This window comes from Nitratireductor thuwali, from assembly GCF_036621415.1.
GTDB classification, from domain to species: domain Bacteria; phylum Pseudomonadota; class Alphaproteobacteria; order Rhizobiales; family Rhizobiaceae; genus Chelativorans; species Chelativorans thuwali.
On sequence record NZ_CP030941.1, the window covers coordinates 401,277 to 420,799 of the forward strand.

Annotated in this window: 16 protein-coding genes; 6 read left to right on the forward strand and 10 right to left on the reverse strand. The window is 64.9% G+C overall.

Annotation, left to right across the window (positions count from 1 at the left end):
- Positions 1–2: 2 nt before the first annotated feature.
- From NTH_RS01930 to doeA, 10 genes are all read right to left on the reverse strand, one after another.
- Entirely contained in the window at positions 3–1,754 is a 1,752-nt protein-coding gene (locus NTH_RS01930; protein WP_338528418.1) for an ABC transporter ATP-binding protein, read from the reverse strand.
- A gap of 9 nt (positions 1,755–1,763) precedes the next feature.
- Positions 1,764–2,849: an ABC transporter permease gene (locus tag NTH_RS01935; RefSeq protein ID WP_338528419.1), complete on the reverse strand. Its 1,086-nt coding sequence runs from the start codon at positions 2,847–2,849 to the stop codon at positions 1,764–1,766.
- Between the two features lie 36 nt (positions 2,850–2,885).
- Positions 2,886–4,283 carry a CmpA/NrtA family ABC transporter substrate-binding protein gene (locus tag NTH_RS01940; protein ID WP_422392338.1) on the reverse strand — a complete coding sequence of 466 codons (1,398 nt, stop codon included), beginning with the start codon at positions 4,281–4,283 and terminating at the stop codon, positions 2,886–2,888.
- Positions 4,284–4,661: 378 nt separating this feature from the next.
- Positions 4,662–5,900, reverse strand: coding sequence for a CmpA/NrtA family ABC transporter substrate-binding protein (locus NTH_RS01945; RefSeq protein ID WP_338528420.1), 1,239 nt, complete (start codon positions 5,898–5,900; stop codon positions 4,662–4,664).
- Entirely contained in the window at positions 5,897–6,499 is a 603-nt protein-coding gene (locus NTH_RS01950; RefSeq protein WP_338528421.1) for an ANTAR domain-containing response regulator, read from the reverse strand. The genes NTH_RS01945 and NTH_RS01950 overlap by 4 nt, the downstream gene beginning before the upstream one ends.
- A 75-nt stretch (positions 6,500–6,574) precedes the next feature.
- Positions 6,575–7,153, reverse strand: a complete 579-nt coding sequence (locus NTH_RS01955; RefSeq protein ID WP_338531777.1) for a sigma-70 family RNA polymerase sigma factor — start codon at positions 7,151–7,153, stop codon at positions 6,575–6,577.
- A gap of 198 nt (positions 7,154–7,351) precedes the next feature.
- Complete coding sequence (locus tag NTH_RS01960) at positions 7,352–9,778, reverse strand: heavy metal translocating P-type ATPase (RefSeq protein WP_338528422.1); 2,427 nt, start codon at positions 9,776–9,778, stop codon at positions 7,352–7,354.
- A gap of 140 nt (positions 9,779–9,918) precedes the next feature.
- Positions 9,919–10,623, reverse strand: coding sequence for a GntR family transcriptional regulator (locus NTH_RS01965; protein WP_338528423.1), 705 nt, complete (start codon positions 10,621–10,623; stop codon positions 9,919–9,921).
- Positions 10,620–11,780: an acetylornithine deacetylase gene (gene argE / locus NTH_RS01970; protein ID WP_338528424.1), complete on the reverse strand. Its 1,161-nt coding sequence runs from the start codon at positions 11,778–11,780 to the stop codon at positions 10,620–10,622. Before argE ends, NTH_RS01965 begins: the two co-directional genes overlap by 4 nt.
- Position 11,781: 1 nt before the next feature.
- Entirely contained in the window at positions 11,782–12,966 is a 1,185-nt protein-coding gene (doeA, locus tag NTH_RS01975; RefSeq protein WP_338528425.1) for an ectoine hydrolase DoeA, read from the reverse strand.
- Positions 12,967–13,167: 201 nt separating this feature from the next.
- On the opposite strand from doeA, the gene eutB reads away from it, so the two are divergent.
- The 6 genes from eutB to maiA all read left to right on the forward strand — a co-directional run bounded on the left by eutB (position 13,168) and on the right by maiA (position 19,516).
- Entirely contained in the window at positions 13,168–14,178 is a 1,011-nt protein-coding gene (gene eutB / locus NTH_RS01980; protein WP_338528426.1) for a hydroxyectoine utilization dehydratase EutB, read from the forward strand.
- A complete protein-coding gene (locus NTH_RS01985; protein WP_338528427.1) occupies positions 14,168–15,160 on the forward strand; it encodes a cyclodeaminase in 993 nt (330 codons plus the stop codon). Before eutB ends, NTH_RS01985 begins: the two co-directional genes overlap by 11 nt.
- Positions 15,161–15,253: 93 nt before the next feature.
- Complete coding sequence (locus tag NTH_RS01990; RefSeq protein ID WP_338528428.1) at positions 15,254–15,739, forward strand: Lrp/AsnC family transcriptional regulator; 486 nt, start codon at positions 15,254–15,256, stop codon at positions 15,737–15,739.
- A gap of 137 nt (positions 15,740–15,876) precedes the next feature.
- Positions 15,877–17,367: an NAD-dependent succinate-semialdehyde dehydrogenase gene (locus NTH_RS01995; protein WP_338528429.1), complete on the forward strand. Its 1,491-nt coding sequence runs from the start codon at positions 15,877–15,879 to the stop codon at positions 17,365–17,367.
- A gap of 68 nt (positions 17,368–17,435) precedes the next feature.
- Positions 17,436–18,809, forward strand: a complete 1,374-nt coding sequence (locus tag NTH_RS02000; protein ID WP_338528430.1) for an aspartate aminotransferase family protein — start codon at positions 17,436–17,438, stop codon at positions 18,807–18,809.
- A gap of 56 nt (positions 18,810–18,865) precedes the next feature.
- Positions 18,866–19,516, forward strand: a complete 651-nt coding sequence (gene maiA, locus NTH_RS02005; protein ID WP_338528431.1) for a maleylacetoacetate isomerase — start codon at positions 18,866–18,868, stop codon at positions 19,514–19,516.
- Positions 19,517–19,523 lie beyond the last annotated feature (7 nt).

A 19,523-nucleotide genomic window follows, 5' to 3' on the forward strand; every position in this document is an offset into this window, starting at 1 on the left:
TCTCACTCCGCTGCCGCCAGGCGGGCGTCTTTTTGCCGCGCGATGCGGTGGGCCCGCTTGGTCTTGATGGATTCGAGCTGCTCTTCGCTCGGGTCCGCCCCGCCCTCATAGGCTTCCAGAAACTCCAGAAGCTCCTCGCGATAGGCGTAGTAGTCCGGATGGGCGAGAAGCTCGGCGCGCGAACGCGGGCGCGGCAGGTCCACTTCCATGATATTGCCGATCCTGGCATTGGGCCCGTTCGACATCATCACCACCCGGTCGGCCAGAAGGATCGCCTCGTCCACGTCGTGGGTCACGCAGACGGCGGTGACCTGGGTGCGCTTCCACACCTCCATGAGCACATCCTGCAATTCCCAGCGCGTAAGGCTGTCGAGCATGCCGAATGGCTCGTCGAGCAGCAGCAGCTTGGGCGACAGCGCGAAGGCGCGCGCGATGCCGACACGCTGCTTCATGCCGTTGGAAAGATCCTGCGCGAGTTGGTGCATGGAGGCGCCCAGACCGACACGCGTCAGGTAGTATTCGATCACGTCGCGCTTTTCGGCCTTGCTGGCGTCGGGGTACACCTTGTCGACGCCGAGCTCGACATTCTGGTACGCCGTAAGCCATGGCATGAGCGAAGGCGACTGGAACACCACCGCGCGCTCCGGCCCGGCGCCCACGACCTCCGTGCCATCGAGAATGATGCCGCCTTCGGAAATATTGTTAAGTCCGGCCGCCATGGTCAGGACCGTCGACTTACCGCAGCCCGAATGGCCGATGAGGGTGATGAACTCCCCTTTCCTCACCTTGAGATCGAAGCCGTCGACGACCGTCAGGGGACCCTTGGGGGTCGGATAGACCTTCTTCAACTGGCTGAACTCGAGATAGCGCTCCTTCACCGGGCTTTGCGCGGCGCGGCGATAGGCGGCGGGCAGGCGCTCGCGCTGGGTGATGGGCACGATATCCGGCAAAACGATATCGCGCTCCGCATCCGCGCCGCGCTCCGCGCCGATATCCATCAGATACTGCGTGACCTCGGCCCGCAGCTTGATGAAGGCGGGATCCGAATTCATCTCGGCCCGGTCGCGCGGGCGCGCCAGGTCGACCTTGAATTCGGGCCCGAAATGCGCGTCCGGTCCGGGCGTCAGCGGCACGATGCGGTCGGCCAGGAGGATGGCCTCGTCCACGTCATTGGTGACGAGGATGATCGTCTTTTTCTCCTTCTGCGAGATCGCCGCGAACTCGTCCTGGAGCTTCGCGCGCGTCAGGGCGTCGAGCGCGGAGAGCGGCTCGTCCATCAGCAGCACTTCCGGCCGCATGGCAAGCGCGCGGGCGACCGCCACGCGCTGGCGCATGCCGCCCGAAAGCTCCGCCGGCTTGCGGTCGCGGGCATGCGACAGCCCCACCATCTCGATATAGGTGTCGACAACGGCGCTGCGCTCCGCCCGCTTCTTCTTCTTGAACACCGTGTCGACGGCCAGCGCCACATTGCCCTCGACCGAAAGCCATGGCATCAGCGAATAGGACTGGAACACGACCCCGCGCTCGGGCCCCGGCCCGTCCACCTCCCTGCCCTTGAAGATGACGCCGCCCTGGTCCGGTTTGACGAGCCCGGCAAGGGCGGAAATCAGCGTCGTCTTCCCCGAGCCCGAGAAGCCGACGATGGCGATGAACTCGCCCTCCTCCACTTTCAGATTGATGTCGGTGAGGACGCGGTTGCGCTTGGCGCCCTCGCCGAAATGCTTGGTCAGTCCGGATATTTCAAGAAATGCCACATCCGCCTCCTACCGGTTGGCCGAGAAGGTGAACGCGCGCTGCAGCGCATACATCAGCCGGTCGAGCATGAAACCGATGATGCCGATGGTCAGCACGGCAACCATGATCTTGGCGAGCGACTGCGAGGAGCCGTTCTGGAACTCGTCCCATACGAACTTTCCGAGGCCAGGGTTCTGCGCCAGCATTTCCGCCGCGATCAGCACCATCCAGCCGACGCCGAGCGATAGGCGCAGGCCGGTGAAGATCAGCGGCAGGGCCGAGGGCAGCACCAGCTTGGTGATGGTCTTGGCGGTTGGGAGTTGCAACACGCGGCCGACATTCATCAGGTCCTTGTCGACCGAGGCCACGCCCAGCGCCGTGTTGATCAGCGTCGGCCACAGAGAGCATAGCGTGACCGTGACGGCCGAGATCAGCAGCGATTTCGGCAGCCAGTCGACCGTATCCACGTAGAGCGCCGAAACGATCATTGTCACGATCGGCAGCCAGGCGAGCGGCGACACCGGCTTGAAGATCTGGATCAGCGGGTTGATCGCCCCGTTCACCGTCTTTGAAAGACCCGAGGCGATGCCCAGCGGAACGGCGACAAGCGTGGCGATCAGGAAGCCGAAGCCGACAGTGACCAGCGATGTGGCGATCTGGTCGAGATAGGTCGGGCGGCCGGTGTAGTCGCGCCATTTGACCCGGTCCGCCCGGCCGTCCGCGACGAGCTGATCGTTGCGGGCCTTCTGGCGCTCGTGGAACTCCACCGCCTTCTGGCGCTCGGCCTTGTGGTCCTCCCACAGATTGACCGCTTGGTCCCACACCGCGACGGGGCCGGGTATGGCACCGAGTGAAGTCTGCACCTGTGGCGCCAGAACGGCCCAGGCGGCGATGAAAAGGCCGATGCCGATCAGCGGAATGACCAGCACGCGCTTGAGCTCTCCGGCCTGTTCACGCGGGTTGTCGCCGGCCGCGATCTTGAGGATCGGCGTCAGCCAGGAGAGTCCCAGCGCGTCGAGCCAGCCGGCCGCCTTGTTGATCCGCGTGAACAGGCGCTCCTTCCTGGCTTCGCGCTCGGCGCTTCTCGTGTCGATTGCGTGGCTGGTGTCGGTCATCTCGCGTCCTTGTGCGTTGGTTGGTCGGGCGGGAGGCTAGCCCCCCACGACCTCGGTGCCCTCCACCGTCTGGCCGGACTTCAGGCCGATCGGCAGGGAATCGATGTAGGCGTTGGGTTTCCGGCCGTCATAGGCGACGCCGTCGATGATGTCGGCGGCGGGCGTCGGCGCGCGGTAGCCGTCGGAATCCCAGGGAAAGTCGGCCTCGTCCACATGGCCTTCCTCGACCAGCATGCGCGCCGCTTCCAGATAGAGGTCCGGGCGGTAGACGGACTTCGCCACCTCGTCGTACCAGTTATCCGGCTTGGCTTCCGGAATCTGGCCCCAGCGGCGCATCTGTGTGAGGTACCAGACGGCGTCCGAGTAGAAGGGGTAGGTCGCGAAATAACGGTAGAACACGTTGAAATCGGGCACCGCGCGCTTGTCGCCCTTCTCGTATTCGAAAGTCCCTGTCATCGAATTGGCGATCACTTCGGCGTCGGCGCCCACATATTCGGGCTTGGAGAGGATCTCGACCGCCTCCATCCGGTTGGCGTTGTCGTTCTCGTCAAGCCACTTGGCCGCGCGGATCAGCGCCTTGGTAATGGCAAGCGTGGTGTTGGGGTTTTCCTCGACGAACTCCGCGGTCAGGCCGAACACTTTTTCGGGATTGTTTTTCCAGATCTCGTAGTCGGTGATGACGGGAACGCCTATGCCCTTGAAGACGGCCTGCTGGTTCCACGGTTCGCCCACGCAATAGCCATGGATCGTGCCGGCCTCCAGCGTCGCCGGCATTTGCGGCGGCGGCGTCACCGAAAGCAGCGCCTCGGCCTTGATCTGGCCCGATGCGTCGGTCGGCGAATAAAAGCCCGGATGAATGCCGCCGGAGGCCAGCCAGTAGCGCAGCTCGTAATTGTGTGTGGAAACGGGGAAGACCATTCCCATGTTGAAGGATCTGCCTTCCGCCCTGAACCGGTCGACCACCGGCTTCAGCGCATCCGCCTTGATGGGATGCACGGGCTTTCCGCCCTCGACCGGGATATGCTCCTTCATCATCTCCCAGACCTCGGTCGACACGGTGATGCCGTTGCCGTTGAGGTCCATGGAAAACGGCGTGACGATATGCGCTTCCGTGCCGAAGCCGATCGTCGCGGCCAGCGGCTGGCCCGCCAGCATGTGCGCGCCGTCGAGTTCGCCGGTGATCACCCGGTCGAGCAACACCTTCCAGTTGGCCTGGGGCTCGAGCGTGACATAGAGCCCTTCATCCTCGAAATAATGAAGCTCCTTGGCGACCGCTAGCGGCGCCATGTCGGTCAGCTTGATGAAACCGAAGGTCAGCTCGTCCTTCTCGACGTCGAGCATGTCGGCCTGAACGGACGATACGGCCATCCCCAGCAACGCGGTGGCGCCGATCGTCTTTCGCATCCTGGCCGAGGCCTTGAAAATTCCTGTCATCGCGGTCTCCCTGGAGGCTGCGCCGCTTGGGATCGGCGGTCCTCTCGGTTGATGTTGAGCCATGAAAAAAGGCTGCCGAAGATTTGCCGCGCCCCGCATGGAAGCGCACAAACCCGTCCGGCAGCCTTGCCTGTGCGCCCTTCATTGGACGCATCTTGTTGGTGTCCCCTCTGGACCCGCAGAATACTATGCAGAAACCGTGCCAGTTTTTTCCAAGAAGAAGTTTTGCCTAATTATCAATATGTTGAGTTTTTGGGCGGGAAAGCGCGGCGCAGCGGCGGCGATGAGCGCCTGACCAAACGGGCATCGCAATGCATAAATATTGTGCGATGCACTATAGAGGGCAAAACTTGTGCAGCGGCCGAACGGTTCGGCGCCTTACCCTTCCTGTGCGACGGCTTCCGCCTGGGCGCCGATATAGGCATCGAGCGTGGCCGGGTCGAAAACGGCCCCATCGAAAAAGCCGTCCGGCCCCAGCACGAGCTTGCCCGCAGTCGCCCCCACCGGCGTCGGCACGCTCAGCGCGCCCTCCACCTTCATGCTCGCCGAGGGCATGGCAACGCCCAGAGGCGCTAACGCTCGGCGATAGATGTCCGGGCGGTAGGAGGTTCTGGCCTTCTCGGCATTGTCGGCGCCGTGCGGCACCTGCCCCCAGCGCACCATCTGGGAGTAGAACCACAAGGCGTGGCTTTGCCAGGGAAAGGTCGCAGCCTTTCCGGCCGGCAAGAAGAAATCGGCTATTTCCGCAATGCCGCCGCCCGTCTCTATCCGTCCTTCCAGGGCCCGCAGGAGGAGCCCGGAAGGTTTATTGAGATAGGCTTCGCCGGCGAGGAGCCCGGCGAGGTCTTCCCGGTTCTCCGGCAACGCGCACCATTGGCCGGCGCGATGGAGCGCGCGGATGAGCGCCGCCAGCCGGTCTTCGTGCGTCTCGGCCCAGTCGAGCCGCACGCCGAGCACCTTTTCCGGGCTGTTCTTCCAGATGGCCGCCTTGACGGTGACGATACGGCCGTGTCCGCCCGCGACGGCCACACTGTTCCACGGCTCGCCGACGCAGAACCCGTCGATCCGCCCGGCAGCCAGGGCATCGGCCATCAGGGGTGGCGGCACGACCGTGATATCGACATCGCGTTCGGGAACGATGCCGCACGCGGCAAGCCAGTAACGGAGCTCGAAATTGTGCCCGGAGTGCGGATGGACGACGCCGAAGCATAGCCGCTCTTCGCCCCGCCCTGCCCGCTGCGCGACGACGTCGCGCAAGGCCGCGCCCGCAGAGGCCGGATCGTCAATACCGCGCGCGCCCGCTTCCGCCATCGCCGCCCACAGCGCGTTGCCGACCGTCACCGCGTTGCCGCCCAGCCCCAGGGACATGGGCGCGACGAGCGACAGCCGCACGGGCGTCAGGCCGAGATTGGCGGCAACGGGCATGGGAGCCAGCATATGTGCCACGTCGAAATGCCCGACCGCGACGCGATCACGGATATTGGCCCAGGAGGTCTCACGCATCAGCGCGAGTTCTATGCCCTCCTCCGCGGCAAAGCCCCTCTCCCGCGCCGCAACCAGGATGGCGCTGTCGAGCAGCGGCAGAAAGCCGGCAGTAATGTGGTGGACGGCGCTCATGGCAGGCCTCCTCCGTCGAGCAGGCCCGAAGCCACCACGAGGCTTTGGGCGATTTCGGATATCTTGCGGTTCTGGTTCATCGCCGTGCGGCGCAAAAGCGCATAGGCCTCTTCCTCCGAAAGGCCCCGCGAACGCATCAGGATGCCCTTGGCCTTGTCGATGATCTTGCGGGATTCCAGCGCGCTGCGGGCCTCGTCGAGTTCGCGGGACATGCGCGAGAAAGCGTTGAACCGGCTGATCGCCATGTCGAGGATGGGCTTCACCCGCTCCTGGCGCAAACCGTCCACCACATAGGCGGAAACGCCGGCCTCCACGGCCGCCTCGATCGACGCCTGGTCGGAGCGGTCGACGAACATGGCGATCGGCCGTTTGACCGCCCGCGACAGGTTGAACATGTTCTCCAGCATGTCGCGGTTGGGATTTTCAAGATCGATGACGATGACGTCCGGTTCGACCTCGGCGATGCGCCGGGCAATGGCGTTGACATCATGGACAATCGTGACGCGCTCATGCCCCGCCTCACGCAGGCCGGCCTCTATGATGGAGGCGCGCGGGCGGTTTTCGTCGATGACCAGGATGGAGAGCGAGCGCGAGGACATGCCCTTATTTTGCGCATGCACAATGATTGTGCAATGCGAAAAACGCGGCTGGCGGGAAACTGTGGCGGATCGCGCTCAGTTAAACTGGGCGCGGCTGTCGCAGCCGGGACTTGCCTCCGCCCGCTCGACCGCGGTGTGGCTCGACGATTCGCCCAGCTCCTGCAGCAGACGCAGGCGCGCGCGGTTGAGCCGGCTTTTGATCGTACCCACGGCGCATCCGCATATTTCAGCCGCTTCCTCGTAGCTTGCGCCCAGCACGCCGATCAGCATCATCACTTCGCGCTGGTTTTCGGGCAGGCGTTGTATTGCGTTGTGGATCTCGAGCCCGCGCGCGGACCACTCCTGCGTGGCACCGATGGACGGATTGCCCGATACGCAGTCGGCCGAACCCGGCGCTTCCCGCTTGGCGACCTTGATACGGGTGTAGAACGTGTTGCGCATGATGGTGAAGAGCCATGATTTCATGCTCGTTCCCGGCTGGAACTGGTGAAGGTTGGCCAGCCCTTTGGTCAGCGTCTCCTGCACCAGATCATCGGCGTCGGTCACATCACGATAGAACGTGCGGGCAAAAGCCCGCAACGCGGGTATCAACTCCACGATTTCGGCTTTTGTTGTGGTTCGCACGCTATGATTTGAATGGCGGGGTGGTGCCATTTCGCGGTCCCTTGCTTGCAATGCGACATGTGCCGGATTTACAGGCTTAATGCGCGATGGCTTCGCCCGGTTCCACACGGGGAAGCCGCGCCTTCATTTAGCCGCTTCATCTTCTTCCGGTCTTCGCGCATCGGGGCCGGCGCCGGGCCGCTGCACCGACCGCGCATTCCGCCGCCGCCTCTGCTGTCGGACCTGCACCTATAGCGAAACGCGCCGCAGCCTGAGCGCGTTGGCGATCACGCTCACCGACGACAGGCTCATCGCCGCCGCCGCGATCATCGGCGAAAGCAGCATGCCGAAGACGGGATAGAGGATGCCGGCGGCGATCGGCACGCCGAGCCCGTTATAGACAAAGGCGAAGAACAGGTTCTGCTTGATGTTGCCGATGGTGGCCAGCGCCAGCTTGCGCGCCCGCACGATGCCGTTCAGGTCGCCCTTCACCAGGGTGAGGCCGGCGCTTTCCAATGCGACATCGGCGCCCGTGCCCATGGCGATGCCAACCTCGGCAGCCGCCAGCGCCGGCGCATCGTTGACCCCGTCCCCGGCCATGGCGACGCGCGCTCCCTGCGCCCGCAGATCGTCGACGATCTGCTTCTTGTCCTCGGGCAGGACGTCGGTGCGCACCTCGTCAATGCCCAGCTTGGCCGCCACCGCCCTTGCCGTGCGCGCATTGTCGCCGGTCGCCATGATGATCCTGAGCCCCAGATCGTGCAGCGCACGGACGGCCTCGGCGGCCGTCTCCTTGATCGGGTCGGCGACGGCGATGAGGCCACCCGCCTTGCCGTCTACGGCGACGTACATGGCGGTCTTGCCTTCGGCCTGGAGCGCTTCGGCCCGTGCCATCAGCCGGGAAACGTCGATGCCAAGATCCGCCATCATGCTACGATTGCCGAGCGCCACGCGCTTGCCCGAAATCCGGCCCGAAACGCCCTTGCCGGTAACCGCCTCGAAATCCTGGCTCGGGGAGGTCTTCAGCCCCTCGGCTTGCGCGCCGGCGACGATGGCCTCGGCCAGCGGATGTTCGGAGCCGCGTTCAAGGCTCGCCGCCAGTTGCAGGAGATCCTGCCGATCCACGCCTTCCACCGTCACCACGTCCGACAGTTCCGGCCTGCCCTCGGTCAAGGTTCCGGTCTTGTCCACGATCAGCGTGTCGACGCGCGAGAAGCGCTCCAGCGCCTCTGCGTCCCGGATGAGAACTCCGGCCTGCGCGCCCCTGCCCGTCGCCGTCATGACCGACATCGGCGTCGCCAGCCCCAGTGCGCACGGGCAGGCGATGATGAGCACCGAGACCGCCGCCACGATGGCATGGATCATGGCCGGCTGCGGCCCCACCAGCGCCCATATGACGAACGCAATGACGGCAACCAGCACGACCGCCGGGACGAAATAGGCGGCAACCCGGTCGGCCATGCCCTGGATCGGCGCGCGCGAGCGCTGGGCGGAGGCCACCATCTCCACGATGCGCGAAAGCATGGTATCGGCGCCCACCTTCTCGGCACGCACGATCAGCGAGCCGTTCTTGTTGAGCGTGCCGCCGGTGACATTGTCGCCAGCCTGCTTTTCCACCGGAATGGGCTCGCCGCTGATCATGGACTCGTCGAGCGAGGACCGTCCCTCTTCGACGATGCCGTCGACCGGCACGCTTTCGCCGGGCCGCACGCGGATGCGGTCGCCGACGACGAGTTCTTCGACCGGCACGTCCTGCTCACTGCCGTCGTCCGATATGCGTCGGGCGGTCTTGGGCGACAGATCGAGCAGCGCGCGGATGGCCGAGCCCGTGCGCTCGCGCGCCTTGAGCTCCAGAACCTGGCCGAGGAACACCAGCGTGACAATGACGGAGGCCGCTTCGAAATAGACCGGGACCGTGCCGCCATGCGTGCGGAAGGAAGGCGGGAATACCTGCGGGAAGAGCGTGGCCACGACGCTGTAGCCATAGGCCGCCCCGACACCGATCGCGATCAGCGTCCACATGTTGGGGCTGCGGTTGACGATGGACTGCCAGCCGCGCTTGAAGAACGGCCTGGCCGCCCACAGCACCACCGGCGTGGCAAGCACGAGCTCGGCCCACGCCGCAACCTGATCTCCCAGCCACTGGCGGACAGGCAGGCCCACCATCGGCCCCATGGCGATGACGAGCAGCGGCAGGGAAAGCGCGGCGCTGACCCAGAAGCGGCGGGTGAAGTCGACCAGTTCGGGGTTCGGCCCCTCCTCGCCCGTGGGCACGCCCATCGGCTCCAGCGCCATGCCGCATTTGGGGCAGTCGCCCGGCTTGTCGCTCACCACTTCGGGATGCATGGGACAGGTGTATTTGGTGCCTTCCGGCATCGGTTCGCGCGCTGCTCTCTCGCCCAGATAGCTTGCCGGGTCGGCCTTGAACTTTTCCAGGCAACGCGCCGAGCAGAAGTAGAATCCCTCGCCTTCATGGCGGCAAAAATGCCTGGCGGCGGCGCGGTCGACGCTCATGCCGCAGACCGGATCCTTCGCTTTAAGATATGCCTCGGGCTCGCTGACGAACCGGTCGCGGCAGGACTGGCAGCAGAAATGGAAGAGGCGGCCGCCATGCTCGTGCGACGGCTTTGCGCCATCCGGATCGACCGTCATGCCGCAGACGGGATCGCGCGTCATGTGGCTTTCCCCCTCGGTGCTCTCATGCCCATGCGTTTGGCAACAATGCGCGTGCGCCATCCGGCTTCTCCTTGCAAAAGGCGGCTCGATCCGCCCGGCAGCAAGGAGATAGGGGTTCCAGTAGCTGGAAGGTCAAGAGGTCAATCCGTCTCCGTGCCGAAATCGTCCCGCGTTTCGGCGAGGAGTCTTGAAAAGCTCATCGTCACATGGGCACGCCGCACGTGGCCGACAGCGGAAAGGTCGCCGCTTTCGATGGCCAGCGCCACGTCGCGCATCTCGCGCCTGAACGATTCCACCTCCAGGCGCAGCATGTCGCGGTAATGGCCGAGCCGCGATGCCGTCTTCAACCATATACGCGTCGTCTGGAAGTAGAGCCGCTCGGAGATGTCGCGCAGCGGCTCGTTCGCCGTGAGACGCAGCACGAGCTGGAAGAAATCCATGTTCAAGCGGGCAAATTCGCGCGCGTCGAGCCTGGCGGAAAGCTCGGCGCACCGTGCCTCCATCTCCGCCAACTCGTTGAGCATCGCGTGGTCCGGGGGGACCGGCATTAATTTACCGATCAGTTCGGCCAGTTCGATGCGCAGCCGGTAGACCTGCGACAGCCCCTCGATGTCGATATCGGTGACGATGGTGCCGACGCCATGCACCGACCGCAGCAGGCCTTCGTCCTCCAGCCGCGCCAGAACGCGGCGGATGGGCGTGCGGCTGGTGTGGAACTCCTCCGCCAGATCCTCCTCGCGCAGCCGTCTTCCCGGCGGATAATCGAGAAGGCAGATGCGCTTGCGCAGCGTCCCGTAGATGCGCTCGTAGCGGGCGCGGGCGTCGCTGGCGGGGATATCGTTCATCGAACCAGCTGGTCCGACAGCCGGTCGAGCATGCCGAGGCACGCTTCAAGCTGCTCGAGGGAAATGAACTCGTCCGGCTTGTGCGCCTGCTCGATGGAGCCCGGACCGCAGATGACGGCGGATATGCCGGCGGTCTGGAACAGACCCGCCTCCGTGCCGAACGCGACGACTTCCGCTTCGCTGAGTCCGGTCAACTCGGACACGATGCGCCGTGCCTCCGACTGGGCGGCAGGCTCAAGCCCCTCCACCTCGCCGATGACATGGGTGACGATGTCGGCATCGGCATGGACGGCCTGCATCGCCGGGCGCAGAACCTCGTCCACATAGGCCTTGATATTGTTCTTGACGAAAGCGGCGTCGGCATCGGCCACCGGCCGCATTTCCCATTCCACGCTAGCATGGCTGGCGATCACGTTGCGGGCCGACCCGCCGTCGAAGCGGCCGACCTGCAGCGTCGTCCAGGGCGGGCTGAAGCGGTTGGACTTCGGCGCCCGCTCCTTCAGTTCCTCGGACAGCGCCATCAGGCGCGAGATGTAGCGCACGGCATATTCGATCGCGTTGACGCCGCGGTCGGGATCGGAGGCGTGCCCCGCGCGACCGCGAAATTCCGTCGTGTATTCGTAGCAGCCCTTGTGCCCCTCGATGATGCGCATCAGGGTCGGCTCGCCGATAATGGCGGCGGACGGGCGCAGATCCATCCGCTCCAGTTCGCTCACCAGCGTGCGCGCTCCAAGGCACCCCACCTCCTCGTCATAAGTGAAGGCAAAATGCAGCGGGCGCTTCAGGTCGAGCGCCGTGAAATCCGGCGCCTTGGCGAGGCAGCAGGCGATGAAGCCCTTCATGTCGCAGGTTCCGCGGCCATAAAGCCGGCCGTCGGCCTCGCGCAGCACGAAAGGGTCGCTGGACCAGTTCTGGCCCACCACCGGCACCACGTCCGAATGGCCCGAAAGAACGATGCCGCCGTCGCCCTCGGGCCCCAGCGTGGCGAAGAGATTGGCCTTGGTGCCGCTCTCGTCGCGCATGATGGAGATGCGCGCACCCACTTCCGACATCAGCGCGGAGGCATAGGCGATCAGCTCGAGATTGCTGTCGGCCGATATGGTCGGGAAGCCGACCAGCTCGGCCAGGATGTCGCGGGCGCGCGCAAGCGTGGCCATGTCAGTCCTTCACGATCAGTTCGCGAGGCCGGCGGCAGAGGGCCTCGGCCGGCCCTTCGTCCTTAATGAGGATGCTTTCGGTGATTTCCAGGCCCCAATCGGCCATCCACAGACCCGGCATGAAGTGGAAGGTCATGCCCGCCTCCAGCACGGTCTCGTCCTCGCGGCGCAGCGAGATCGTGCGCTCGCCCCAGTCGGGCGGATAGGAAATGCCGATGGCATAGCCGCAGCGCCCGTCGCGCTTGATGCCGGCCCGCTCCAGCGCGCCGTAGAGCGCATCGGCCACCTGCCCCGCACGGTTGCCCGCTTTCGCGATCTCGAGTCCGGCTTCGATGCCTTCCACCAGCGCCTTTTCCGCATCCAGCATGTATTGCGGCGGCTTGCCGAGGAACACGGTGCGGCAGAGCGGCGCGTGGTAGCGGCGGTAGCAGCCGGCGATTTCGAAGAACGTCGCCGAACCCTGCTCGAAACGCCGGCTGTCCCAGGTCAGGTGCGGCGCGGCGGCATCCGAGCCCGTCGGCAGCAGCGGCACGATGGCCGGGTACTCGCCCCAATCGTCGTCGACGCCGCGAATGGCGTCGCCGTAGATCTCGGCCACCAGATCGTTTTTCTTCAGCCCCGGCTCGATGCGTTCGACGATGCCGTCAATCATCTTCTCGGAAATGCGCGCCGCGCGGCGCATGAAGCTGATTTCCTCGTCAGACTTGACCGCCCGCTGCCAGTTCACGAGCGCGGTGGCGTCCACGAACTTGGCGTCCGGGAGTTCCTCCTTCAGAACCAGATAGGCCTTGGCGGAGAAGTAATAGTTCTCCAGTTCCACGCCGACGCGCTGATTGCCATAACCATAGGCGCGGATGATCTCGGCCAGGTGCTGCATGGGATGCAGCGTGGTGGCCTGTATGTAGTGATCGGGATAGCGCAGCACGCGCTCGTCGTCCATGTAGACCGTGCGCACGGCGCCGTTGCCGTCCATTGCCCGACCCCACCAGATCGGGTCCTGATCCTTGAAGACGAGCACGCCCTGGTGAACGTAGAAGGACCAGCCGTCATAGCCCGTCAGCCAGGCCATGTTGGACGGATCTTCGACGAACAGGATATCGATTCCTTTCGCCTCCATGGCCTGGCGGGTTTTGTCGAGGCGCTGGGCGTATTCCAGAGCGGAAAAGGGCAATGCGGCTGCTGGCATCTAGGATCTCCAAAAGGCCGGCGAGACGTCATTCCGCCGGGTACCGCCGCAGTTGTATACAAGTTACGCTGTATTGCCCATAACGAAAGCGTCATGCCCTGTCGTAAAAGCGATTGCGTCGACATCCCAATCGACCCTATCCTTAGATGTGTACAAATCAGCATCGCCTGAAACTGTCATAGGAATGAAGGAACCTGGCGCGTGACGCTTGCCCTTGCCGACATCATAGCCGCGCGGCGCGCCATTGCCGGCATCGCCAGCCTGAACACGCCGCTGATTCCCTCGCCCCATCTGAGCGAGAAGATGGGCATCGGCATCCATCTGAAGCTGGAAATCGGCCAGGCCACCGGTGCGTTCAAGCTGCGCGGCGCCGCCAATGCCGCGGAGAGCCTGCCGGAGGATGCGCCGGGCGTGACCTGCTGCTCGACCGGCAATCACGGCCGCGCCGTCGCCTATGCCGCGCGCGCCCGGGGGCTGCGCGCCGTCATCTGCATGTCCGAACTCGTGCCCAGGGCCAAGGTGCGCGGGATCGAGGCGCTGGGTGCGGAGGCGCGCATCGTCGGCCGCAGCCAGGACGAGGCGCAGGTCGAGGCGACGCGCCTCGTCGAGGAGGAAGGATTTGCCCAAATCCCGCCCTTCGACGCCCTGCCCGTCATAGCCGGCCAAGGCACCATCGGCATTGAACTGATCGAGCAGTGCCCCGAGTTGGCGACCGTTCTCATCCCGCTATCGGGCGGTGGCTTGGCCGGCGGCGTCGCCTTCGCGCTGAAGAACATCAAGCCGACCATCCGCGTCATCGGCGTCAGCATGGAAAGGGGCGCCGCCATGCACGCAGCGCTGGCGGCGGGCCGGCCGGTGCCGGTCGAGGAAATGCCCAGTCTTGCCGATTCGCTCGGCGGCGGCATCGGCATCGCCAATGCCCATACTTTCGCCCTGTGCCGGGACTATCTGGACGAGATCGTGCTGGTTTCCGAAAGCGACATCTACCGCGCGATGCAGATGCATTATTTCGAGGACCGGATCGTCTGCGAAGGCGCAAGCGCCGTCGGGGCGGCGGCGCTTCTGAGCGGCAAGGTCCGTGGCCTCGACGGGCCGGCGGCGACGCTGATCACCGGCCGCAATGTCGACATGTCCGTATTCACCGACATCATCAACGGCCGCGACGTGGCGCTCGGCGACACGACACTTGAAGGACAAGCCTATGCCGCGTGATATCTTCATCCTCACCGAGGCGGAGCTGCGCAAGACCGTCGGGCTAGATGTCCAGGCGGTCGATGTGGTGGAAAAAGCCTTCGCGGCGCTCGGCACCGGCAAGGTGGTCATGCCGCCGATCCTGTCCATGGCCATTCCCGATGCCCATGGCGAGGTCGACGTCAAGACAGCCTATATTCCGGGTTTCGAGGGCTTCGCCATCAAGGTCAGCCCCGGCTTCTTCGACAATCCGAAGCTCGGCCTGCCAAGCCTCAACGGGCTGATGATCCTGTTTTCCGCCAGGACAGGGCTGGTGGAAGCGCTGCTGCTCGACAATGGCTACCTCACCGATATACGCACCGCCGCAGCCGGCGCCGTCGCCGCCAGGCACCTGGCTCCGCAGAAGGTGGAAACCGCCGGCGTTTTCGGCACCGGCGTGCAGGCGCGCCTGCAGATGGAGGCGGCGCATCTCGCGCGGCCCTTCCGCAAGGCGCTGGTCTGGGGCCGCGATCGGGCGAAGGCGCAAGTCTGCGCCCGCGATATCGCCGAAAGGCTGGGGATAGATGTGGTCGCCGAAACGGACCCGGAAAAAGTGGTCGCCGAAAGCCAGCTCGTCGTCACCACCACTCCGGCCGAGGAACCGATCTTCAAGGCCGACTGGCTGCATCCGGGCCTTCACATCACCGCCATGGGCTCCGACCAGGAAGGCAAGAACGAGATCGATCCGGCCGCGCTTGCCAAGGCCGATATCTTCGCCTGCGACCGCGTCAGCCAGTGTGAAAAGTTGGGCGAGCTGCGCTCGGCGATCGCCGCCGGCCTTTGGAACAGGCAAGCCCCGCCGGAATTGGGCGAAATCGTCAACGGCGTGAAGAAGGGGCGCGAAAGCGACGACCAGGTGAGCATCTGCGACCTGACAGGCACCGGCGCGCAGGATACGGCCATCGCAACCTACGCGCTGGAGATGGCGCGCAGGGTGGGCACGGGCAGCGTTATCCAAAGCTGATAGATCCGGCCCACGCCACGGCGTCGACCGCGGCGGCCGATTGTGCCAGTTTGCTTATACCCTTGGCATGATCCCGAACAGACGGACCCGCGAATGCTGAAACTCGACGACCGCGACCTCAAGATCCTGGCCATCCTGCAGAAGGAAGGCCGCATATCCAAGGCCGCGCTCGCCGAACGGGTGAACCTGACGCCGGCTCCCTGCTGGGAACGCCTCCAACGGCTGGAAAAGGCAGGCGTGATTACCGGCTACCGGGCGGAAGTGGCGCTGAACAAGCTGGCCCCGCATATCATGGTCTTCATGGCGGCGGAGCTGGAAGGCCACCGGGCCGAGAACTTCCAGCTCTTCGAGCGCGCCGTCCGCGATATCGACGAGATCATGGGGTGCTGGGCGGTGGGCGGCGGGTTCGACTACATCCTCCAGATCGTCGCCCGCGACATCGACACCTATCAGCGCCTCGTCGACCATCTGCTGGAGGCGCATCTGGGGCTGGTGCGCTATTTCACCTATATCGTCACCAAGCCGGTGAAGCGGCCAGGCGCACTACCGCTGGACATGCTTCTGTCGGAGCCGGAATAGCGTCCAAATAAACGTCTGCGCACACGGGTCTTTTCCAAGTTTCTTTCGGCGCCTCCTCCCGATTTCTGCCGAAAATTTGCCGGCGCCCGCGCCATTCTTCACCGCAGTAGCCCTCTGACTGCGATGGAGAATGCACCATGTCAGCTTTTGCAGCCCTTCAGAAAACCTCCCTTGCAGCGCTCAACGATCCGCGGCTCTTCCGCGAATACGCCTATGTCGACGGCCATTGGGTCGCCGGGGACCACGATCTGCAGATCGACGTGACCAATCCGGCCGATGGCGCGCGGCTTGGTTCCGTTCCGATGCTCAGCGCCGCGCAGGCCGAAGCCGCGATCGAGGCGGCGCGCGGGGCCTTTCCGGCATGGGCCGCCCTTGCCCCGCAGAAGCGGACCGAAATCCTCAAACGCTGGCACGGCCTGATCATGGACGCGCGCGAGGACCTCGCCCACCTCATGGTGCTGGAGCAGGGCAAACCGCTTTCGGAAGCGCGCGGCGAGATAGACTATGCCGCGTCCTTCGTCGAGTTCTACGCCGAGGAAGCCAAGCGCGTGAACGTGGAAGGCATAACCTCCCATCTGCCCGACGCCGACATGCAGGTGAGCCGCGAGCCCGCCGGCGTCGCCGGTCTCGTCACGCCGTGGAACTTCCCCTCCGCCATGCTCACCCGCAAGGCGGCGGCAGCGCTCGCCGCCGGCTGCACGGTGGTCGCCCATCCCTCCTCGGAGACGCCGTTCTCTGCGCTGGCGCTGGCCGAACTGGCCGAGCGTGCCGGCTTCCCCGCCGGCGTGTTCAACATCCTGACGGGCAAGGCCACGGAAGTGGTCGGCGCCATGACGGCCTCCCGCCATGTCCGCGTCCTGTCCTTCACCGGATCCACCGAAATCGGCCGGCTGCTCTATGGACAGTCGGCGCCGACGGTGAAGAAGCTTGTGATGGAACTGGGCGGACATGCGCCTTTCATCGTCTTTGCCGATTGCGACCTGGAGCGTGCGGTGGAAAGCGCGATGACGGCGAAATTCGCGACTTCCGGCCAGGATTGCCTCGCCGCCAACCGGCTGTATGTCGAGCGGCCCGTCTATGACGCCTTCGTGGCGGCGTTCGCGCGCAAGGTGCGTGCGTTAAAGGTCGGCAACGGGCTGACCGATCCCGATATTGGCGCGCTCATCCATGGCCGCGCCGTGGCCAAGCAGGAAGAGCATGTCGCCGACGCACTGGAAAAGGGTGCCCATCTCGTCACCGGAGGCAAGCGCCACAAGGCGGGCGAGAACTTCTTTGAGCCGACCGTGCTGGCCGACGTGCCGGCGGATGCGCTGATCTTCCACGAGGAAACCTTCGGTCCCGTCGCCGCCATCGCCGCCTTCGACAGCGAGGACGAGGTCGTCGCTCGCGCCAACGACACCGAAACGGGGCTGGTGGCCTACCTTCACACCCAGGACCCCTCGCGCATCGCCCGCGTCTCGCGGGCGCTCGAATTCGGCATGGTGGCCGTCAACCGCACCAAGATCACCGGCGCCCCGGTCCCCTTCGGCGGCGTGAAGCAGGCCGGGCTCGGGCGCGAAGGCTCGCGCCACGGGCTGGAGGCCTACACCAATATCAAATATGTCTGCCGCGACATCGCGCGGGACTGAAATCGACCGGAGCATGCGGGATGGCCAAACGCCATCCCGATCTTGCCGCTGATACAAGGAGAACAAAAATGCTTTTGAAAAACGACCAGCTGGATCAGTGGGACCGGGACAATTTCTTCCACCCCTCGACCCATCTCGCCCAGCATGCGCGCGGCGAGAGCGCCAGCCGCATCGTCACCGGCGGTTCCGGCGTCTATATCGAGGACCGCGACGGCAACCGCCTGCTCGACGCCTTTGCCGGCCTTTACTGCGTCAATGTCGGCTACGGCCGCAGCGAGATCGCCGATGCCATCGCAAGTCAGGCCAAGGAACTGGCCTATTACCATGCCTATGTGGGCCATGGCACGGAAGCCTCGATCACCCTTGCCAAGATGATCCTCGACCGGGCGCCGAAGAACATGTCGAAGGTCTATTTCGGCCTTGGCGGATCGGATGCCAACGAGACCAATGTCAAGCTGATCTGGTATTACAACAACATCCTGGGCCGGCCGGAGAAGAAGAAGATCATCTCGCGCTGGCGCGGCTATCACGGGTCGGGCCTTGTGACCGGATCGCTGACGGGGCTCGAGCTCTTCCACAAGAAGTTCGACCTGCCGCTGGCGCAGATCCTGCACACGGAAGCGCCCTATTACTACCGCCGTCCCAAGGACGACATGAGCGAGGAAGAGTTCTCCGACCATTGCGCGGCCGAGCTCGAGGCGCTGATCGAGCGCGAAGGTGCCGACACCATCGCCGCCTTCATCGGCGAGCCGGTGCTTGGCACCGGCGGCATCGTGCCGCCGCCCGCCGGCTACTGGGCGGCCATCCAGAACGTGCTGAGGAAGCACGACATCCTGCTGGTCGCCGACGAGGTCGTCACCGGCTTCGGCCGCCTCGGCTCCATGTTCGGTTCGCTGCACTACGACATCGAGCCCGACCTGATCACCATCGCCAAGGGCCTGACTTCGGCCTATGCGCCACTGTCCGGCTCCATCGTCGGCAAGAAGATGTGGGAGATTCTGGAAAAAGGCACCGACGAGAACGGTCCCATCGGCCATGGCTGGACCTATTCGGCCCATCCGATCGGTGCCGCCGCCGGCATCGCCAATCTGAAGCTGGTGGACAGCATGGGCCTCGTCGAGAACGCCGGCGAGACCGGCAGCTATTTCGTTAACGCCATGCGTGACGCCATTGGCGGCCATGCCAATGTCGGCGATGTGCGCGGCGAAGGCATGCTGTGCGCCATTGAGTTCGTCGAGGACAAGGAAAAGCGCAAGTTCTTCGACGCTTCGCGGAAGATCGGCCCCCAGATGGCGGCCGCCACGCTCGAGAACGGCGTCATCGGCCGGGCCATGCCGCAGGGCGACATCCTCGGCTTCGCTCCGCCGCTCTGCCTGACGCGCGAGGAAGCCGACAAGGTGGTGGACGCGACGGCCAAGGCCGTGAAGAAAGTGCTGGCATAAAGGACAGCGCCGGGGAAGGCTTGTCCTTCCCCGGCAAGCGGGGGTAGGACACAGGCATGAACAAACCCGTCCTGCACAATTATTTCCGCTCCTCGACATCGTACCGCGTGCGCATCGCGCTGGAGATGAAGGGCATCGACTACGACTACGAGGCGCTTCACCTGCGCCATGGCGAGCATCGCGGACAGGCCTACCTGTCGATCAACCCGCAGGGCCTCGTTCCGGCGCTCGTGTGGACCGACGGGACGATGGTGGCGCAGTCGCTGGCGATCATGGAATTTCTGGAAGAAATGGTGCCGGACCCCGGCCTGCTGCCGCCCGACCCGGCCGGCCGCGCCCGCGTGCGCATGCTGTCCCAGATGATCGGCTGCGACATCCACCCGCTCAACAATCTGCGTGTGCTGGGCGCACTGCGCGAGCGCTTCGGCGCCGACGACGCGGCGGTTGGCGACTGGTTCCGCCATTGGGTGGCCGAGACGTTCCGGCCGATGGAGGCGATGCTGGCGGGCAGCCCCCAGACCGGCACCTTCTGCCATGGCGAGAGGCCGGGAATGGCCGATATCTGTCTCGTTGCGCAGGTCACCAACAACAAGCGCTTCGACGTCGACATGGCGCCCTACCCGACGATGCGCCGCATCCACGAGGCCTGCATGGCGCTGGAGCCTTTCGGCAAAGCCGCCCCGCCGAACCAGCCCGACGCCGAGTGATCAGGCC

Coding starts and splice junctions, on each gene's coding strand:
- doeA (WP_338528425.1), bottom strand. CDS start 12,966: ATGCCAGCAGCCGCATTGCCCTTTTCCGCTCTGGAATACGCCCAGCGC.
- NTH_RS01935 (WP_338528419.1), bottom strand. CDS start 2,849: ATGACCGACACCAGCCACGCAATCGACACGAGAAGCGCCGAGCGCGAA.
- NTH_RS01965 (WP_338528423.1), bottom strand. CDS start 10,623: ATGAACGATATCCCCGCCAGCGACGCCCGCGCCCGCTACGAGCGCATC.
- argE (WP_338528424.1), bottom strand. CDS start 11,780: ATGGCCACGCTTGCGCGCGCCCGCGACATCCTGGCCGAGCTGGTCGGC.
- NTH_RS01940 (WP_422392338.1), bottom strand. CDS start 4,283: ATGACAGGAATTTTCAAGGCCTCGGCCAGGATGCGAAAGACGATCGGC.
- NTH_RS01950 (WP_338528421.1), bottom strand. CDS start 6,499: ATGTCCTCGCGCTCGCTCTCCATCCTGGTCATCGACGAAAACCGCCCG.
- NTH_RS01990 (WP_338528428.1), top strand. CDS start 15,254: ATGCTGAAACTCGACGACCGCGACCTCAAGATCCTGGCCATCCTGCAG.
- NTH_RS01985 (WP_338528427.1), top strand. CDS start 14,168: ATGCCGCGTGATATCTTCATCCTCACCGAGGCGGAGCTGCGCAAGACC.
- NTH_RS02000 (WP_338528430.1), top strand. CDS start 17,436: ATGCTTTTGAAAAACGACCAGCTGGATCAGTGGGACCGGGACAATTTC.
- NTH_RS01995 (WP_338528429.1), top strand. CDS start 15,877: ATGTCAGCTTTTGCAGCCCTTCAGAAAACCTCCCTTGCAGCGCTCAAC.
- NTH_RS01945 (WP_338528420.1), bottom strand. CDS start 5,900: ATGAGCGCCGTCCACCACATTACTGCCGGCTTTCTGCCGCTGCTCGAC.
- NTH_RS01960 (WP_338528422.1), bottom strand. CDS start 9,778: ATGACGCGCGATCCCGTCTGCGGCATGACGGTCGATCCGGATGGCGCA.
- maiA (WP_338528431.1), top strand. CDS start 18,866: ATGAACAAACCCGTCCTGCACAATTATTTCCGCTCCTCGACATCGTAC.
- NTH_RS01955 (WP_338531777.1), bottom strand. CDS start 7,153: ATGGCACCACCCCGCCATTCAAATCATAGCGTGCGAACCACAACAAAA.